The sequence below is a fragment of the Variovorax sp. Soil_C_26 genome, from assembly GCF_057657075.1.
The window spans coordinates 288,877-305,182 of the sequence record NZ_JBDGJC010000007.1; the positions used below are offsets into that span (position 1 = coordinate 288,877).

Annotated in this window: 15 protein-coding genes; 7 read left to right on the forward strand and 8 right to left on the reverse strand. The window is 69.6% G+C overall.

The features are described 5' to 3' along the window. Positions 1 to 48: 48 nt before the first annotated feature. The 4 genes from ilvD (at position 49) to AC3A6G_RS21015 (ending at position 4,681) form a co-directional block, all read left to right on the forward strand. Positions 49 to 1,797 carry a dihydroxy-acid dehydratase gene (ilvD, locus tag AC3A6G_RS21000; protein ID WP_487861136.1) on the forward strand — a complete coding sequence of 583 codons (1,749 nt, stop codon included), beginning with the start codon at positions 49 to 51 and terminating at the stop codon, positions 1,795 to 1,797. A gap of 28 nt (positions 1,798 to 1,825) precedes the next feature. Beyond that, positions 1,826 to 2,815: a Bug family tripartite tricarboxylate transporter substrate binding protein gene (locus AC3A6G_RS21005; protein ID WP_487874468.1), complete on the forward strand. Its 990-nt coding sequence runs from the start codon at positions 1,826 to 1,828 to the stop codon at positions 2,813 to 2,815. Between the two features lie 92 nt (positions 2,816 to 2,907). Beyond that, positions 2,908 to 3,699: a class II aldolase/adducin family protein gene (locus tag AC3A6G_RS21010; protein WP_487874469.1), complete on the forward strand. Its 792-nt coding sequence runs from the start codon at positions 2,908 to 2,910 to the stop codon at positions 3,697 to 3,699. Positions 3,700 to 3,703: 4 nt separating this feature from the next. Then, the gene (locus AC3A6G_RS21015; protein ID WP_487874470.1) at positions 3,704 to 4,681 is read left to right on the forward strand and encodes a 2-dehydropantoate 2-reductase; all 978 of its coding nucleotides are present in this window, start codon (positions 3,704 to 3,706) and stop codon (positions 4,679 to 4,681) included. On the opposite strand, the gene AC3A6G_RS21020 is transcribed toward AC3A6G_RS21015, so the two are convergent. From AC3A6G_RS21020 to alr, 5 genes are all read right to left on the reverse strand, one after another. Then, a complete protein-coding gene (locus AC3A6G_RS21020) occupies positions 4,675 to 5,664 on the reverse strand; it encodes a Bug family tripartite tricarboxylate transporter substrate binding protein (RefSeq protein WP_487874471.1) in 990 nt (329 codons plus the stop codon). The two genes, AC3A6G_RS21015 and AC3A6G_RS21020, sit on opposite strands and share 7 nt — an antisense overlap. 34 nt (positions 5,665 to 5,698) lie before the next feature. Continuing rightward, positions 5,699 to 6,907 carry an acyl-CoA dehydrogenase family protein gene (locus tag AC3A6G_RS21025; protein ID WP_487874472.1) on the reverse strand — a complete coding sequence of 403 codons (1,209 nt, stop codon included), beginning with the start codon at positions 6,905 to 6,907 and terminating at the stop codon, positions 5,699 to 5,701. A gap of 18 nt (positions 6,908 to 6,925) precedes the next feature. Beyond that, positions 6,926 to 8,503, reverse strand: coding sequence for an AMP-binding protein (locus tag AC3A6G_RS21030; protein ID WP_487874473.1), 1,578 nt, complete (start codon positions 8,501 to 8,503; stop codon positions 6,926 to 6,928). A 144-nt stretch (positions 8,504 to 8,647) separates the two neighbouring features. Further along, the gene (locus AC3A6G_RS21035) at positions 8,648 to 9,643 is read right to left on the reverse strand and encodes a LysR family transcriptional regulator (protein WP_487861129.1); all 996 of its coding nucleotides are present in this window, start codon (positions 9,641 to 9,643) and stop codon (positions 8,648 to 8,650) included. 39 nt (positions 9,644 to 9,682) lie between these two features. Continuing rightward, a complete protein-coding gene (alr, locus tag AC3A6G_RS21040) occupies positions 9,683 to 10,786 on the reverse strand; it encodes an alanine racemase (protein WP_487861128.1) in 1,104 nt (367 codons plus the stop codon). Positions 10,787 to 10,957: 171 nt separating this feature from the next. On the opposite strand from alr, the gene lplT reads away from it, so the two are divergent. Genes lplT through AC3A6G_RS21055 form a run of 3 tightly spaced genes read left to right on the forward strand, consistent with a single transcriptional unit; the run spans position 10,958 to position 13,674 of the window. Continuing rightward, positions 10,958 to 12,262, forward strand: a complete 1,305-nt coding sequence (lplT, locus tag AC3A6G_RS21045) for a lysophospholipid transporter LplT (protein WP_487861127.1) — start codon at positions 10,958 to 10,960, stop codon at positions 12,260 to 12,262. Positions 12,263 to 12,269: 7 nt separating this feature from the next. Beyond that, positions 12,270 to 13,160 carry a DMT family transporter gene (locus AC3A6G_RS21050; RefSeq protein ID WP_487865220.1) on the forward strand — a complete coding sequence of 297 codons (891 nt, stop codon included), beginning with the start codon at positions 12,270 to 12,272 and terminating at the stop codon, positions 13,158 to 13,160. A gap of 16 nt (positions 13,161 to 13,176) precedes the next feature. Then, positions 13,177 to 13,674 (forward strand): glutathione peroxidase, encoded by a 498-nt coding sequence (locus AC3A6G_RS21055; protein WP_487874474.1) that lies wholly within the window; start codon positions 13,177 to 13,179, stop codon positions 13,672 to 13,674. A 3-nt stretch (positions 13,675 to 13,677) separates the two neighbouring features. Here the strand turns inward: AC3A6G_RS21055 and AC3A6G_RS21060 are convergent, their stop codons facing one another. From AC3A6G_RS21060 to AC3A6G_RS21070, 3 genes are all read right to left on the reverse strand, one after another. After that, complete coding sequence (locus AC3A6G_RS21060; protein WP_487874475.1) at positions 13,678 to 14,112, reverse strand: carboxypeptidase regulatory-like domain-containing protein; 435 nt, start codon at positions 14,110 to 14,112, stop codon at positions 13,678 to 13,680. A gap of 88 nt (positions 14,113 to 14,200) precedes the next feature. Further along, the gene (glcF, locus tag AC3A6G_RS21065) at positions 14,201 to 15,451 is read right to left on the reverse strand and encodes a glycolate oxidase subunit GlcF (protein ID WP_487874476.1); all 1,251 of its coding nucleotides are present in this window, start codon (positions 15,449 to 15,451) and stop codon (positions 14,201 to 14,203) included. 42 nt (positions 15,452 to 15,493) lie between these two features. Continuing rightward, positions 15,494 to 16,306 carry a YoaK family protein gene (locus AC3A6G_RS21070; protein ID WP_487861121.1) on the reverse strand — a complete coding sequence of 271 codons (813 nt, stop codon included), beginning with the start codon at positions 16,304 to 16,306 and terminating at the stop codon, positions 15,494 to 15,496.

Here is a 16,306-nt window from a genome sequence, read left to right on the forward strand (position 1 = left end):
CCTTCTGCAAACCCATCCATTGATCGAACGCCAGCCGCCCGCCAGCCAATGACCACCCCGACCGACCCGAAGAAACCGCCGCGCTTCCGCTCCGCCATCATCCGCGAGGGCACGATCCGCGCCACCACGCGCAGCTTCCTGCATGCGCTGGGGCAGGACGACGAGGACATCGAACGCCCGCACATCGGCGTGTTCCACACCGGCGGCGAGATGAGCCCCTGCAACCTCAACCTGCGCGAGCAGGCGCAGCATGCCAAGACCGGCATCTATGCGGGCGGCGGCACGCCGCACGAATGCCCGGTGGTGTCGGTGAGCGACGGGCTCACGATGGCGCACTCGGGCATGCGCTTCTCGCTGATCTCGCGCGAACTCATCGCCGACAGCGTCGAGGCCTCCACGCGCGGCCACCAGTGGGACGGCATCTTCGCGATCGGCGCCTGCGACAAGAACCTGCCGGGCCTGATGATGGGCATGGTGCGCTGCAACGTGCCGAGCGTGTTCGTGCATGGCGGCTCGGCGCTGCCGGGGCAGATGCCCGGGCCCGACGGGCGCGACCTGAACGTGGTCGACACCTACGAGACCATCGGCAAGGTGCTCGCCGGCACCGCCACGACCGACGAACTCGACGCCATGAGCCGCGCCTGCCTGCCCACCGCGGGCGCCTGCGCGGGCCAGTTCACGGCCAACACCATGGGCATGGTGTCCGAGGCGCTCGGCCTCGCGCCCATCGGCTCGAGCATGGTGCCGGCGGTGTTCAGCGAGCGAGCGCCGCTGATGCGCCGCGCCGCGAAGCACCTGATGAAGGCGGTGATGGGCGACGCGCCGCTGCCGCGCGACATCGTCACGCGCAAGGCGCTCGAGAACGCCTGCGCCGTGGTGTCGGCCACGGGCGGCTCGACCAATGCCGCGCTGCACCTGCCGGCGATCGCGCACGAGGCGGGCATCCGCTTTCACCTCGACGACGTGGCCGAGATCTTCGCGCGCACCCCACTCATCGCCGACCTGCGCCCGGGCGGGCAGTACCTGGCGCGCGACGTCTACTACATCGGCGGCGCGGGCGTGATCCTGCGCACGCTGATGGACCAGGGCTTCGTGCACGGCGACGCGCTGACCTTCACCGGCCGCACGCTGGCCGAGGAGCTCGCCGGCGCCTCTGCGCCCGACGGCCGGGTCGTGCGTGCAGCGGGCAACCCGATCACGCGCGACGGCGGCCTGGCGGTGCTCAAAGGCAACCTGTGCCCCGACGGCGCCCTGCTCAAGACGGCCGGCCTGAAGACGCTGGTGCACCGCGGGCCGGCGCGCGTCTTCGAGTCGGAAGAACAGGCGCAGGCCGCGGTGCAGAACCGCCGCTATGCGCCCGGCGACGTGATCGTGATCCGCAACGAAGGCCCCAAGGGCAGCCCGGGCATGCGCGAGATGCTCGGCATCACCGCCCTGCTCTACGGCCAGGGCATGGGCGACAAGGTGGCGCTTTTGACCGACGGCCGCTTCTCGGGCGCGACGCGCGGCCTGTGCATCGGCTATGCGGGGCCCGAGGCGGCGGACGGTGGCCCGATCGCGGCGTTGCGTGACGGCGACATGGTGGCGATCGACGCACGCGCCGAAGCGCGCAGCATCTCGGTCGAACTGGGGGCGGAGGAGATCGCCGGGCGGCTCGCAGCGCGCGGGGTCATCAACGTAAACGCGGGGGTCCAGCACCGCGGCTTGCTGGAAAAATACGCGCTCACCGTGCGCCCTGCCCACCAGGGTGCCGTGACCCATTCGGGCGCAGTCACCTGGCTGCGCGACGAGTCGTGAAACGCAACCCACCACCCGGAGAGACACCATGACCTTCACCCGCCGCAACCTGCTGCAGACCACCGGCGCCTCGGCGCTGCTTGCCAGCCTGGGCCAGCATGCCTTCGCGCAGGCTTCGATCGAGACCGCCACCATCGTCACCGGCTTTGCGGCCGGCGGTACTTCGGACACCACCTGCCGGCGCGTGGCGACCCGGCTCAGCCCCGACTACGCGAAGACCGCCGTGGTCGAGAACCGCACCGGCGCGGGCGGACAGATCGCAGTGAGCTACGTCAAGGGCAAGCCGGCCGACGGCGCCACGATGCTGCAGACGCCGACCTCGATCCTCACGATCTATCCGCACATCTACAAGAAGCTGCCGTACGACCCGATGCTCGACCTGACGCCGGTCAGCCTGGCTTGCATCTTCGACTTCGGCTTCGCGGTCGGCCCGGCGGTGCCCGCGAGCGTCAAGAACGTGCCCGACTTTCTGGCCTGGGCCAAGACCAACCCGGCCGGCGCCAACTACGGCTCGCCGGCCGCCGGCTCGACGCCCCATTTCATCGGTGCGCTGCTGGGCAAGAAGGGCGGCGTCGATCTCAAGCATGCGGCCTACCGCGGCACCCAGCCGGCCATGCTCGACCTGCTGGGCGGCAACATCTCGGCCGTGTCGGGCCCGATCGGCGACATCACGCAGCACCTGACCTCGGGCAAGGTGCGCATCCTGGGCGTCTCGGGCGCCAAGCGCAATCGCTTCGCCCCCGAGGTGCCGACCTTCGGCGAGCAAGGCATCAAGGACATGGCGCACAGCGAGTGGTTCGCCTTTTTCCTGCCCGCCAAGGCGTCGCCCGACGTAGTGGCCAAGCTCAACACGGCCATGAAGAACGCACTGGCCCAAAAGGACGTGATCGACGGCCTCGCCACCTTCGGACTGGAAGCCATGTCGTCCACGCCGGGCGAGCTGACCGAGCTGCTCAAGAAGGACACAGCCAAGTGGGCGCCGATCGTCAAGGAGGTCGGCTTCACAGCGGAAGGGTAGCCCTCCCCCGAAGCGGCCCGGCAAAGCCGGTTCCGCGGTGCTCCCCGCGAAGAGCGCGGGGCCAAGACAAGCGTCATCTGAAAGGAACTGCCATGAACGCACCCGCCACCACCGCGCCCACCGCGCTGGTCCATCCGTCGATCCATCCCGACGAGCGCGCCGCACGCGAAGAGCTCGCGGCCTGCTACCGCGTCTTCGCGATGCTGGGCTGGACCGAGATGATCTACAACCACATCACGGTGCGGCTGCCCGACAGCGTGACGGGCGGCGAGAAGCAGTTCCTCATCAACCCCTTCGGGCTGCACTACAGCGAGGTCACGGCGAGCAACCTCGTGAAGATCGACCTGCAGGGCAAGGTGCTCGACGGCTCGACCTGGCCGGTGAACCCGGCCGGCTTCACGGTGCATGCGGCCATCCACGACGGCCTCGAAGGCGCGCACTGCGTCATGCACACCCACACCACGGCCGGCGTGGCCGTGGCCTGTCTGCAGGGCGGCCTGCAGCAGACCAATTTCTATACCGCCCAGCTGCACGACATGGTGGCCTACCACGACTTCGAGGGCATCACCATCCATGCCGACGAAGGTCCGCGCCTGCTCAGGAGCATTGGCAACCGCAATGCGGTGATCCTGCGCAACCACGGCCTGCTGGTCTGGGGGCACACACTGCCGCAGACCTTCGCGATCCTCTGGACGCTGCAGCGGGCCTGCGAGATCCAGATGGCCACGCTCTCGATGGGCCAGCCGATCCCGGTGAGCGAGGAGATCGCACGCAGGTGCACGCGCGACGCGCTGCAGTTCAACCCGAACCACGGCGCGGGCCAGGACGTGTTCGACGCGCTGGTGCGCCAAATCGACCGCATCGATCCCTCCTACAAGAACTGAAGCGATGAAGATCTGCATCTACGGCGCCGGCGCGATCGGCGGATGGATCGGCGTCGGCCTCGCGCAGGCGGGCGAGCGGCTCAACGTGGTGGCGCGCGGCGCCACGCTCGAGGCGCTGCAACGAGACGGACTCTCACTGATGCGCGGCGACGTGCGCACGCGCGTGCCGGTCAACGCCGTGGCCGACCCCGAGGCGCTGGGCGTGCAGGACCTGGTGGTCATCGCCGTCAAGGCGCCCGCGCTGGCCGGCGTGGCCGAGCGCATCGGCCCGCTGATCGGTCCCGACACCGTGGTGCTGACAGCGATGAACGGCGTGCCCTGGTGGTTTCTCGAAGGCGGCTTCGGCGGCCCGATCACCGGCCGCCGGCTCGCGGCCGTCGACCCCGACGGCGCGATCGCACGCGCCATTCCCGCGGCCAACGTGATCGGCGCCGTGGTGCACTGCAGCTGCTCGCTCGATGCGCCCGGCGTGGTGCGGCACCATTTCGGCAATGGCCTGATCGTGGGCGAGCCTTCGGGCGCGGCCACGCCGCGCGTGCAGAAGCTGCTGGCGCTGCTGCAGCGCACCGGCATCGACGCCACGCTCTCGCCGCAGATCCAGCGCGACGTGTGGTTCAAGCTCTGGGGCAACATGACCGTCAACCCCATCAGCGCGCTCACGGGCGCCACCACCGACCTCATCATGGGCGACGATTTCGTGCGCGGCTTCATCTCGGCCGTGATGCTCGAAGCCAAGGAGATCGGGCGCCGCATCGGCATCGAGATCGCACAGAGCCCCGAAGACCGCCACGAGGTGACGAAGAAGCTCGGCGCCTTCAAGACCTCGATGCTGCAGGACGTCGAAGCCGGCCGCGCGGTCGAGCTCGATGCGCTCGTGACCGTGGTGCGCGAACTCGGCGAACTCACTGCCGTGGCAACGCCCTTCACCGATGCGCTGCTGGGCCTGGCGCGGCTGCAGGCGCGGCGCCTGGGCCTCTACTGAGGCTGCAGCTTCACCTGCTTCATCATCACCTCGGTCAGCGTCATTTCCTTGGTGAAGCCGCGCGTGTATTCGGGCGCGGGCAGCGGGCTCGCCTGGCCGCCGTTCTCGGTCAGGCCAGCCTGAACCGAAGGCGTCGCGAGCGCCTTCTCGAAAGCCGCGGCGATGCGTGCAGCCACCGCGTCAGGCGTGCCGGCCGGCACCGAGACGCCGCCCCATGACGTGAGCTCGACACCCTTCACACCGAGCTCGGCCAGCGTCGGCACATCGGGCAGCTTGGGGTTGCGGCGCGGGCCCGCGATCGCGAGCGGCTTGAGCTTGCCCGACTGGATCAGCGGATAGGCGACCGACAGGATCGGCGTTCCGAACGCCACCTGGTTGCCGAGGATCGCGTTCACCAGTTCCGACGCGCCCTTGTAGGGCACGTGCAGCGCCTCGGCATTCAGCGCGTTCAGCAGCAGCTCCACGCCCAGGTGCGACGGCGTGCCGACGCCGCCCGATGCGTAGTTCAGCGCCCCGGGATTGGCCCGCGCCTTGGCCGCCAGTTCGTTCAGGCTCCCGATGCCCGACGCGGCGTTGACCACCAGCGCGATGTCGGAGGTGCTCACCCGCATGATGTGGCGGAAGTCCTTGAGCGCGTCGTAGCCCGGGTCGCGGTACATGCGCATGTTCGCGGCCATCGGTGCGGCCGAATAGATCCAGGTGTAGCCGTCGGGCGCAGCGCGCGCCACCAGCCGGGCGCCGATGTTGCCGGCCGCGCCGGCCTTGTTCTCGATCACCACCGCCTGGCCCAGCAGCGGCCCAACGGCCTCGGCCAGGATGCGCGCGGTGATGTCGGGGCCGGTGCCCGCGAGGTAGGGCACGACCCACTTGATGGGGCGCTCGGGCCATGCGGCCTCGGTGGCCAGCGCGCACGAGGCGGCCGGCAGCAGCGCGGCGACGAGGGAGGCGGCCAGCACGTGGCGCCGTTGCAGCAGTCTGTTCATGTCTTTTGTCTCCTGGTGTGTCTCTGTCTTGTCGTCAGCCGGCGTCGCCGAGCAGCTCGCGCGCGATCGTGTTGCGCTGGATCTCGCTGGTGCCGGTCAGCACCCGGTACATGCGCAGCATGCGGAACAGGAACTCCACGCGCCGCCCCTGCACGATGCCTTCGCCGCCGTGGACCTGCACCGCGCGGTCGGCGATGCGGAACGCGGCTTCGGAGCAGAACAGCTTGGCCATCGAGGCCTCGGCGCGCGCTTCGCTGCCGGCATCGATCTGGCGCGCCGTCGACACCATGAGCGCCCGCGCGGCGGCCAGCTCGGTCGCCATGTCGGCCAGCATGTGCTGGACCGCCTGGAACTGCCCGATCGCGCGGCCGAACTGCTTGCGCTGGCCTGCATAGGCGCAGGCGTCGCCCAGCGCCACCGCCGCCAGCCCCACCATCGCCGGGCAATGCAGCAGCCGGTTGACCGTGATGCGGCCCAGCGCCAGCGCGAGCCCGCGCCCGGGTTCACCGATCAGGTTGGCCGCGGGAATGCGGCAGTTCTCGAGCACGATGTCGCCGGTGTGCGACTGCCCTGCCATCGTCTTGTAGCCGGCCTCGACGCGCACGCCCGGCTGCTTCAGGTCGACGAAGAAGGCCGTGACCTCGCGCTGCGCGCTCCCGGCCGGAGCGGTCGACGCCATGAGCACCGCGAAGTCGGCAAAGGGCGAGCCCGAGATGAAGCGCTTGCGTCCGTCGAGCACGAAATGCTCACCGTCGCGCACGGCGCGCGTCTGCACCGCGCCGGCGTCCGAGCCCGCCTCGGCCTCGGTGAGCGCGAAGCAGATCGCCTTCTCGGCCCGGGCCACCGGCTCGATGAAATTCTGCATGTGGTGCGGCGTGGCCTTGCGCACGAGAGCACCCACGCGCGGCGGCCCGCTGAGTTCGCCGAACACGTGCGGCGCGAGCGGCGAGCCGCTCGCATAGATGGCCTCCTTGATGAGCACGTGGTCGAGCACCGACAGCCCGAGGCCGCCCATCGATTCGGGCAGCGTCATGCCGTAGAAGCCGAGCGCATGCGAGCGGCGCCAGACCTGCTGCAGCACCTCGCGGCTGGCGCCATGCTCATGGTCGATGCCGTGCGTGCGCACGATGTCGGCCAGCTCGCCGTGCAGGAAGCCCTCGATGCGGCCGATCAGCTCGGCGGCGCGCGGCGAGCCCTCGAAGACGCCGCGGCTTGCCGTGGCGGGGGTGGCGTTGTCGTTCATCATTCTTCTCGTCCTCGCTCAGTTCACCATGCGGCTCTGACCGGCCCAGTACGGCGCCTGGATCTGCTTGCGCGCGACCTTGCCGTTGGGGTTCTTCGGCAGCGCCTCCACGAACACCACGCGGCGCGGGCGCTTGAAGCCGCCGAGCCGCTCGGCGCAGAAGGCATCGAGCGCGCCGTCGTCGAGCGCATGGCCGGGCTTGAGCACCACGTGCGCGGCCACGGCCTCGCCCCACTTGTCGTCGGGCACCGCGAAGACGCAGGCGTCGGCAATCGCCGCGTGCTGGTAGAGCACCGCCTCCACCTCCGACGGATAGACGTTGAAGCCGCCGCTGATGACCATGTCCTTCTTGCGATCGACGATGTAGACGAAGCCCTCCGAGTCCATACGCGCGAGGTCGCCCGTGTGATAGCGGCCGTTCTTCAGCACCTCGGCCGTGAGCTCGGGGGCGCGCCAGTAGCCCGCGAACACGTCGGCGCCGCCCACCACGATCTCGCCGATCTCGCCCGTGGCCACGGGCTCTCCCGCGTCGTCGACGATCTCGACCCTCGATTCGAGGAACGGCCGGCCGCACGAGGCGAGCCGCTCGGGCGCTGCGGCGCGTGCGAACAGGTGGTCTTCCACGCTCAGGCCGCACACGCCCGAGGTGGTCTCGCCCGCGCCGTAGCCTTGCGACAGCACCGGTCCGAACACGTCCATCGCGCGCAGGATGCGGGCCGGCGCCATGGGCGCGGCGCCATAGCCCAGGCGCAGCAGGTCTGGCAGCGGCCGGTACCGGCCTTCGAGCTCGCCGAGCAGCATGTTGATCATGGTCGGCACCATGAAGGTGTGCGTCACGCGGTCGGCCTTCATGTCGGCCAGGAAGCGTCCGGGCTCGAAGCCCGCGAACAGACGGATGGTCGCGCCGCTGCACAGCGCCGGCACGATCTGCATGCCCGAGGCATGCGTGATCGGGCCCACGAGGCCGAGCAGGTGGCCTTCGCGCATGCCCTCGGAACGCATGAGGAACTTGCGCAGCTGCGCGAGCCGGTTGCCGAAGGTTTGCATCGCCGCCTTCAGCACGCCCGACGAGCCCGAGGTGTAGTGCAGCACGGCAAGCTCGTCGGCCTGGACGCTGACCGCCTCGAACACATCGCTCGCGCGTTCGAGCAGGCCGGCATAGGAGCTATCGGCATCCTCGGGGCCGTCGATGAATAGCAGCCTGGGCATCTCCGCGCTGCCGCCCTTCAGGTGCGGCAGGAAGGCTTCGGCGCGCTCTGCAGTGGTGACGATCAGCGCCGCGCCACTGTTGGCCACGATGTCGCCCACTTCGGTCGGCGACAGCCGCGCATTGAACGGTGCCTTGACGAGCGCGGCCTTGTAGCAGGCCAGTTCGATCTCGACGATCTCGGTGCAGTTCGGCAGGTAGATGCCGACGCGATCGCCGCGCTGCAGACCGCATGCGAGCAGCGCGTTGGCCAGGCGGTTGGACCGGCGGTCGAGCGCTTCGTAGCTCAGGCTGCGGTCGGCGGTGCGCAGCGCGATGCGCCGGCCGTGGATGCGCGCGCAGCGCGAAACGAGTTCGCCGACGTTGGCGACCGTGGAGGTGTGTGGCAAGGGCTGTCTCCTGGATGCGTGCATGCATGGGTTCTGCATGCGATGCGCCACTGTCCCGCAAAGCGGCAGCCAAGAGGAAATACCGTTTGCTGATGCCGGGCCATCAATCGGATTGATGGCCCCGCTTGCTCGCCGTGCGTGCGGCTATGCCCGAGGCGTGCGCCTCGCGCTGTCGTGCGCGAGCAGCTCGGCCTCCCAGCGCCCTTCGCGGATCAACCGCGCCGCCTGCTCGGCCAGCGCCTCGGCCACCACCTGCACGGCCGGATCGGGCGCGCGCTCGGCGGGCATGGCGATGGTGTAGCTGCGCTGCAGCGCGGGCTCCACCACGCGCGCAACGACCCAGTCGTCGCCGCCGTGCGGGCTGTCGCCGAGTGCGCAGGCCGGCGTGAAGGTGTAGCCCGCACCGCAGCCGTAGAGCGAGCGGATCACGCGCGCCGAATCGTGTTCGTGCGCGAGGTTCAGCGTCACGCCCAGCGACGCGGCAGCCTCCTCCACGCGCTGGCGGATCGAGAAGCGGCGCGATTGCAGCACGAGCGGCAGGCGCGCCGCGTCGGCGAAAGCGACCTCGGGCTTCGTGTTCTTTCCGCGCGCCCGCCGCCGCAGGTGCGCCGACAGGGCGCCATCGCGGTCGTAGCCGCAGACGAAGATCGACTCGCGCGCGAGCGGCCGGCAGTCCAATCCTTCGACTTGCGGCGTGTCCACGAGGATGCCGACGTCGGCGCGGCGGTCGAGCATGGCTTTCTTCACGGCCAGGCTCAGGTCGTCGAGCACGAACACGCGGATGCGCGGATGGCTGGTCTTGAGCGCGGCCAGCACTGGCCCGAGCAGCAGCGAGGCGATCAGGAACGGCACCGCCACCGTCACCGAGCCCTCGGGTCCCTGCGGCAGCCGCTGGATGCGCTCGCGCACCGCATCGGCGTCCGACAAGAGCCGCCGCGCGTCTTCGTAGAGCTGCATGCCGGCGGGCGTGGGCGTCACGCCCGCATGCGAGCGGTCGAAGAGCTGCGCGCCGAGCTCGGCCTCGAGCTTCTTGATCTGCGCCGTGAGCGCCGGCTGCGCGATGTAGAGCGAACCGGCCGCGCGCGAGAGGCTGCCGGCCTCGAGCACGGCGATGAAATAGCGCAGGGTCCGCAGGTCCATGCAGGCCGCTCAGTCAGTCAGACAGTCAGCGAGCGGGCTTCATTCTTCGTGCGCGGTGGGCGCGAACGGCACGCGCTGCGCCACCGCGCACATGAGCTCGTAGCCGATGGTGCCGGCAGCGCGCGCGACCTCGTCGATCGAGAGCGTCGCGCCGTTCACGGCCGAACGGCCCCAGAGCGTGACCTCGCTACCGAACTTCGCGTCGGGCACGGGCGTGAGGTCGACGGTGATCATGTCCATGCTGACCCTGCCCACCATGCGCGTGCGCACGCCGTTCACCAGCACCGGTGTGCCGGTATCGCAGTGGCGCGGATAGCCGTCGCCATAGCCGGCCGCGGCCACGCCGATGGTGAGCGGCGCCTCGGCCGTGAAGCGCGAGCCGTAGCCGATGGTGTCGCCGGGCTGCAGCGTCTGCACCGAGAGCAGCTTCGTCGAGAGCGTCATCGTGGGTTCGAGTTGCCAGTGCGCGGCGTCGTGCTCGGGATGGTCGGGCGCGCTGCCGTACAGCACGATGCCGGGGCGCACCCAGTCGCCCCGGGCCTGCGAGGCATGCCGCAGCGTGGCCGCGCTGTTGGCGATCGAGCGCTCGCCGGGCAGGTCTTTGGTGACGCGCTCGAACACCGCAAGCTGGTGCGCAATGCCGCGCTCGCCGTCGGCGTCGCTGAAGTGCGTCATCAGCGAGATCTCGTCGACCTGCGGCAGCGCATTGAGCCGCGTCCAGGCCGCGCCGAAACGCTCGGGCGCGTAGCCCAGGCGGTTCATGCCCGAGTTCATCTTGAGGAAGACGCGCTGCGGCTTGAGCGTCTTGTGCGCGGCGAGCATGTCGATCTGCTCGTCGCAATGCACCGTGTGCCAGAGGTCGAGCCGCGAGCAGAGCTCGAGATCGCGCGCCTCGAACACGCCCTCGAGCAGCAGCACCGGCCCGCGCCAGCCGAGCGCGCGCACGCGCTCGGCTTCGGCCAGGTCGAGCAGCGCGAAGCCGTCGGCGCCGCGCAGGCCTTCGTACACGCGCTCGATGCCGTGGCCATAGGCATTGCACTTGACCACGGCCCAGACGCGGGCATCGACGGCGCTGCGCCGCACCCGGTCGAGGTTGTGCCGCAGTGCGGCGGTGTGGACAGTGGCGAGAATGGGGCGCGGCATGGGAAATCCCGAAGGTCGAAGACCGGGGTTTTAGCACCTTCGCGGACCGGGGCGCCCGGTGTGGCCATGCGGGTTTGCCAGTCGTACCCCCATGCTATAACCGCCCATTCGCCGTGAACGACGCGGCCTTTCTCACTACTGCCAGCGAGCTCCTGGCCAGCCAGCCCATCGATGAAGCGCGGTTTCTACACGATCATGTCGGCCCAGTTCTTTTCGTCGTTGGCCGACAACGCGATCTTCGTCGTGGCCGTGGAGCTGATGCGAAGCAACGGGGCGCCCGAATGGCAGCGTGCCGCGCTGGTGCCGATCTTCGCGGTCTTCTACGTGGTGCTCGCACCGCTCGTGGGCGCCTTCGCCGATGCGCTGCCCAAGGGGCGGGTGATGTTCATCAGCAACGCGATCAAGGTGATCGGCTGCCTGATGATGCTGTTCGGCTCGCACCCGCTGCTCGCGTACTCGATCGTGGGGCTCGGCGCCGCGGCCTATTCGCCGGCCAAGTACGGCATCCTCACCGAACTGCTGCCGGCCTCGCAGCTGGTCAAGGCCAACGGCTGGATCGAGGGCCTGACGATCGCCTCGATCCTGCTGGGCATCGTGCTCGGCGGCTCGCTGGTGGGCCATGCGATCTCGAGCTGGCTGCTCGCGATCGACATCCCGCTCTTGGACACCGGCGTCGAGTCGCCGGCCGAGGCGGCGATCTCGGTGCTGATCTTCGTCTACGCGCTCGCGGCCTGGTTCAACACCCGCATCCCGAGCACCGGCGTCGAGATGCGCCCGCTGCGCGCCAACCCCGCGCATGGCCTCGCGCGCAACATGTTCGCGCTGATGCCCGACTTCTGGAACTGCAATGCGCGCCTGTGGCGCGACAAGCTCGGGCAGATCTCGCTCGCCACCACCACGCTGTTCTGGGGTGCGGGCGCCAACCTCAAGTACATCGTGCTGGCCTGGGCCGGGCTTGCGCTCGACTACAACACCACGCAGGCCACCGCCCTCACCGGCGTGGTGACGATCGGCATGGCGGTGGGCGCCATCGTTGCCTCGATGCGCATGCGGCTGGACATGGCCACGCGCGTGATCCCGATGGGCATCGCCATGGGGGTGCTGGTCATCTGCATGAACCTGATCGGCAGCGTCTGGCTCGCGGTGCCCTTCCTGATCCTGCTCGGCGGGCTCGGTGGCTTCCTGGTGGTGCCGATGAATGCACTGCTGCAGCACCGCGGCCATAACCTGATGGGCGCGGGCCGTTCGATCGCGGTGCAGAACTTCAACGAGCAGGCCTGCATCCTGCTGCTTGGCGGCTTCTACAGCGCCTGCACCGGCCTGGGCCTTTCGGCCTACGCGGCCATCGCCGCCTTCGGCGGCGTGGTGGCGGGCGTCATGTGGATCATCCAGCGCTGGCACCAGCAGAACCTGCGCAAGTATCCGGAAGAAGTCGAGCACCTGCTCGCGATCGCCCGCAGCGACAAGCATCATTGACCTCCTCTTGGCTCCCCTTGCACTGATCTTCAACGCCTTCGTGTGGGGCGTGTCCTGGTTTCCATTCCGCCACATCGAGGCCCACGGGCTGCATCCGGTCTGGACCACCTTCCTGATCTACGCGGCGATCTCGCTGGCGATGGGGCTGCTGCGCCGCCACGCCTGGCGCGGCTTCGCGGACTTTCCGATGCTGGTGCTGCTCGGGCTTGCTGCCGGCTTCACCAACCTGGGCTTCAACTGGGCGGTGACGCAAGGCGACGTGGTGCGCGTGGTGCTGCTGTTCTACATGATGCCGCTGTGGAGCGTGCTGCTGGGTTGGGCGGTGCTGGGCGAGCGGCCCACGGGCGGCGCGCTCGCACGCGTGGCGCTCGCGCTCGGCGGCGTCGTCGTGGTGCTCAAGGCGCCGGGCGTCGACTGGCCGGTGCCCGCGAGCCTGCCCGACTGGCTGGGCCTCGCGGCGGGCTTCGGCTTCGCGGTGACCAACATCGTCCTGCGCCACCTGCGCGCTGCGCCTGGCGAATCGCGCGCACTCGCGATGTTCAGCGGCTGCGCGCTGGTCGCGGGCACCGCGGCTGCGAGCGGCACCGCGCTCGGCGCCTTCGCCTCGCCGCTCCTGGCCACGCCGGGATGGATCGGCTGGGCCATGCTGCTGGGCGTCGGCTTCGTGGTGGCCAACGTCTGCCTGCAATACGGTGCGGCACGGCTCGCGGCCAGCGCCACTGCGGTGATCATGTTGTCGGAGGTGCTGTTCGCGAGCGTCTCGTCGGTGACGCTCGGCGCGGCCACGATGAGCCCGCGCATCCTTGCCGGCGGCGCGCTGATCGTGCTCGCGGCGGCCTGGTCGGCATTTGCGCGAACGCCTGCGCGCAGCGATGATCGGCTTCCCTCCGCCACTTGATGATGAAGGAAGCGCCATGGCCAGCAGCATCCACGACTTCGAAGCGCGCCGCATCGACGGCCAGGCGGTCAGCCTCGCGGACTACCGCGGCAAGGTGCTGCTCATCGTCAACACCGCCAGCCAGTGCGGCTTCACGCCGCAGTTTGCTGGGCTCGAGGAACTGCACGAGAAATACGCGGACCAGGGGCTCGTGGTGCTGGGCTTTCCGTCGAACCAGTTCGGCGGCCAGGACCCGGGCAGCAATGAGGAGATCGGCGCCTTCTGCACCCGCAACTACGGCGTGAGCTTTCCGATGATGGAAAAGATCGAGGTCAAGGGCAGCGGCGCGGCACCGCTGTACCAGTGGCTCACCAAGGAAAAGCCGGGGCTATTGGGCAGCACGGCGATCAAGTGGAACTTCACCAAGTTCCTGGTGGGGCGCGACGGCCAGGTGATCAAGCGCTATGCGCCGCTCGACAAGCCGGCCGCGCTGGCGGGCGACATCGAAGCGGCGCTGGCGGCGACGGCCAGCTGAGGCTCAGAACCTGAAGCTCGCGGTCTTCGAACCGCCGCCCACCGTGACGTTCTGGCTCTTCGACTCGCCGTTCTGGGTGGTCGCGGCGATGGTGTAGCGGCCCGCGGGAATGTCGACCAGGCACACCGGCCCGGTGGCGCGCAGCGACAGCGCCGTGGCCCCGTCGGCGCCCCTGATATCGACCTGCACGTCGGCCAGGTAGGCGCCATCGGCGCGCGCGAACAGCAATGCGAGCGGATGGTCCTTCATGGCCGCGCGCATCGCGTTCGACTCGTCCGAACCGATGCCGCCGCAGACGTGGCGCACTGCGCCCTCGCCCTGCCATGGCGGCATGCCCGACTGGGCGTGCGCGGCCAGCGCGCCGGCCGCACAGGCCAGGGCCGGCAGCAGGCGCAGCAAACGCTTGCTTCGAATGGCGGCAGTTTGAACACGGGACATGACTGGCTCCTTCAGGGACTCGAAGCCGCGATGATGCGGCACGCCAAGCATCGGCGCCAGTCGGACCAGGGCGCGCACCGGCGTGCGATCAGGCCGCTGTTTTTTTGAGCGCCGCGTCGAGCAGCTCCACCCAGTGCCGCACCGGCGTCTCGTCGCTGCCGCTCTGAAGGTGCGTGATGCAGCCGATGTTGGCCGAGGCGATGACGCTGGGCTGCAACTGCTTCAGGTGCCCCAGCTTGCGGTCGCGCAGCGGATAGGCGAGCTCGGGCTGCAGCACCGAATAGGTGCCGGCCGAGCCGCAGCACAGGTGCGACTCGTTCATTGCCACGCGCACGTCGAAGCCCAGCGCGCGCAGGTGCGTCTCGACACCGCCGCGCAGCTTCTGGCCATGCTGCAGCGTGCACGGCGGGTGGTACGCCACCACGCCCTCAGGGGCTCGCACACGGGCCTTCAGCGCGGGCACAAGCTCGGGCAGCAGCTCGCTCAAGTCGCGCGTGAGCTCGCTGATGCGTGCGGCCTTGGCGGCATAGGCCGCATCGTCGCGCAGCAGGTGGCCGTACTCGCGCACGGTGACGCCGCAGCCCGAGGCATTCATCACGATCGCCTCGACCCCACCTTCGTCAGGATGGCGTTCGACGATCGGCCACCACGCGTCGATGTTGGCGCGCATCTGGGCCTTGCCGCCCTCCTGGTCGTTGAGGTGGAACTTCACCGCGCCGCAGCAGCCGGCCGCGGGCGCGACCACGGCCTGGATGCCGGCCGCGTCGAGCACGCGCGCCGTGGCGCTGTTGATGTTCGGCATCATCGCCGGCTGCACGCAGCCCGCGAGCATGAGCACCTTGCGCGCATGGGTGGCCGTGGGCCATTCGCCGCCCGCCTGCTTCGGCGGCACCTTGGCGCGCAGCGCCGCGGGCAGCAGGCCGCGCACCGACTGGCCGAGCTTCATCGCGGGGCCGAAGAGCGGCGACGGCAGCCCTTCCTTCAGCAGCCAGCGCTGCGCCGACTCCATCGCCGGGCGCGGTACCTTCCGGTCGACGATGCGCCGGCCGATGTCGACCAGGTGGCCGTATTGCACGCCGCTTGGGCAGGTGGTTTCGCAGTTGCGGCAGGTCAGGCAGCGGTCGAGGTGAACCTGCGTGCTGCGCGTCGGCGCCTGGCCTTCGAGCACCTGCTTCATCAGATAGATGCGCCCGCGCGGACCGTCGAGTTCGTCGCCGAGCAGCTGGTAGGTGGGACAGGTGGCGGTGCAGAAGCCGCAGTGCACGCACTTGCGCAGGATGGCTTCGGCCTCGCGGCCTTCGTCGGTGCCTTGGAATTCTGGGGCGAGTTCGGTTTGCATCGTGGGTGGGTTCTTGTGGTTGACTGGCAGGGCGCGGCCGCCTCACGAGCCCGGGGAAGCGCCGTTCTTGCGCCGCGGGCGGACGGCGCCGAGCAGTTCCCGCAGGTAAGCCGAGCGCCGCACGTCCTCGATGAATGGCGGCAGCGACAGCGCCAGCAGCAATGCCGCGAGCGGCACCACGCAGACGAAGCCGACGTAGGTGAAGCCGGCCGCGCCGACGATGCCACCCCCGACGAACATACCGACGAGCCCCGCGAACAGCCGCAGCCGCGCGCGGTTGTGGCGCACCGGTCCCGCCGCGGTTTCGCCGAGCCGGGTGCTGCGGTTCCAGTACGCCAGCTTGCCGAGCTCGATGCCGAGGTCGGTGAGATTGCCGGTCATGTGGGTGCTTCGGATGCGGCCGCCCGAAGTCTTCGAGCCCACCGCGTTCTGCAGGCCCATGATGAAGGACAGCAGCAGCACCGTGAGCGGCACCGCGAAAGGCGTGTGCCAGGTCAAGGTGATGGCGCCCATCAGGCCGAAGGGCAGCATCAGTGCCGATTCGAGCAACAGCGGTAGAGCGTAGACGCTGCGCAGGCGGTGCTGGCGCGCCCAGTTGACCAGGACGGCCGAGACCGCAGCGCCGGCCACGAAGGCCAGGATCGCGCCGAGCGCGTTGAGCAGCAGGGTCGCATTGCCGAGCACCAGCGCGTCGGCCACCTGCGAGGTGAAGCCGGTCATGTGGGAGGTGTACATGTGCAGCACCAGGAAGCCCCCCGCATTGACGGCGCCGGCGTTGAACGCGAGCAGCAGGCCGAGCATGCGGTTGGTCGAGGGCGCGCGGTGGCGGCCGGTGAGGAAGCGCAGGCGCCGCAT

Bases quoted from the DNA above. Each gene is read 5' to 3' on its own strand.
- ilvD (WP_487861136.1), top strand. From the start codon at position 49: ATGACCACCCCGACCGACCCGAAGAAACCGCCGCGCTTCCGCTCCGCC.
- AC3A6G_RS21015 (WP_487874470.1), top strand. From the start codon at position 3,704: ATGAAGATCTGCATCTACGGCGCCGGCGCGATCGGCGGATGGATCGGC.
- alr (WP_487861128.1), bottom strand. From the start codon at position 10,786: ATGCCGCGCCCCATTCTCGCCACTGTCCACACCGCCGCACTGCGGCAC.
- AC3A6G_RS21070 (WP_487861121.1), bottom strand. From the start codon at position 16,306: ATGCGGCGCCTGCGCTTCCTCACCGGCCGCCACCGCGCGCCCTCGACC.
- glcF (WP_487874476.1), bottom strand. From the start codon at position 15,451: ATGCAAACCGAACTCGCCCCAGAATTCCAAGGCACCGACGAAGGCCGC.
- AC3A6G_RS21025 (WP_487874472.1), bottom strand. From the start codon at position 6,907: ATGAACGACAACGCCACCCCCGCCACGGCAAGCCGCGGCGTCTTCGAG.
- AC3A6G_RS21005 (WP_487874468.1), top strand. From the start codon at position 1,826: ATGACCTTCACCCGCCGCAACCTGCTGCAGACCACCGGCGCCTCGGCG.
- AC3A6G_RS21060 (WP_487874475.1), bottom strand. From the start codon at position 14,112: ATGTCCCGTGTTCAAACTGCCGCCATTCGAAGCAAGCGTTTGCTGCGC.
- AC3A6G_RS21010 (WP_487874469.1), top strand. From the start codon at position 2,908: ATGAACGCACCCGCCACCACCGCGCCCACCGCGCTGGTCCATCCGTCG.
- AC3A6G_RS21020 (WP_487874471.1), bottom strand. From the start codon at position 5,664: ATGAACAGACTGCTGCAACGGCGCCACGTGCTGGCCGCCTCCCTCGTC.
- lplT (WP_487861127.1), top strand. From the start codon at position 10,958: ATGAAGCGCGGTTTCTACACGATCATGTCGGCCCAGTTCTTTTCGTCG.
- AC3A6G_RS21035 (WP_487861129.1), bottom strand. From the start codon at position 9,643: ATGGACCTGCGGACCCTGCGCTATTTCATCGCCGTGCTCGAGGCCGGC.
- AC3A6G_RS21055 (WP_487874474.1), top strand. From the start codon at position 13,177: ATGGCCAGCAGCATCCACGACTTCGAAGCGCGCCGCATCGACGGCCAG.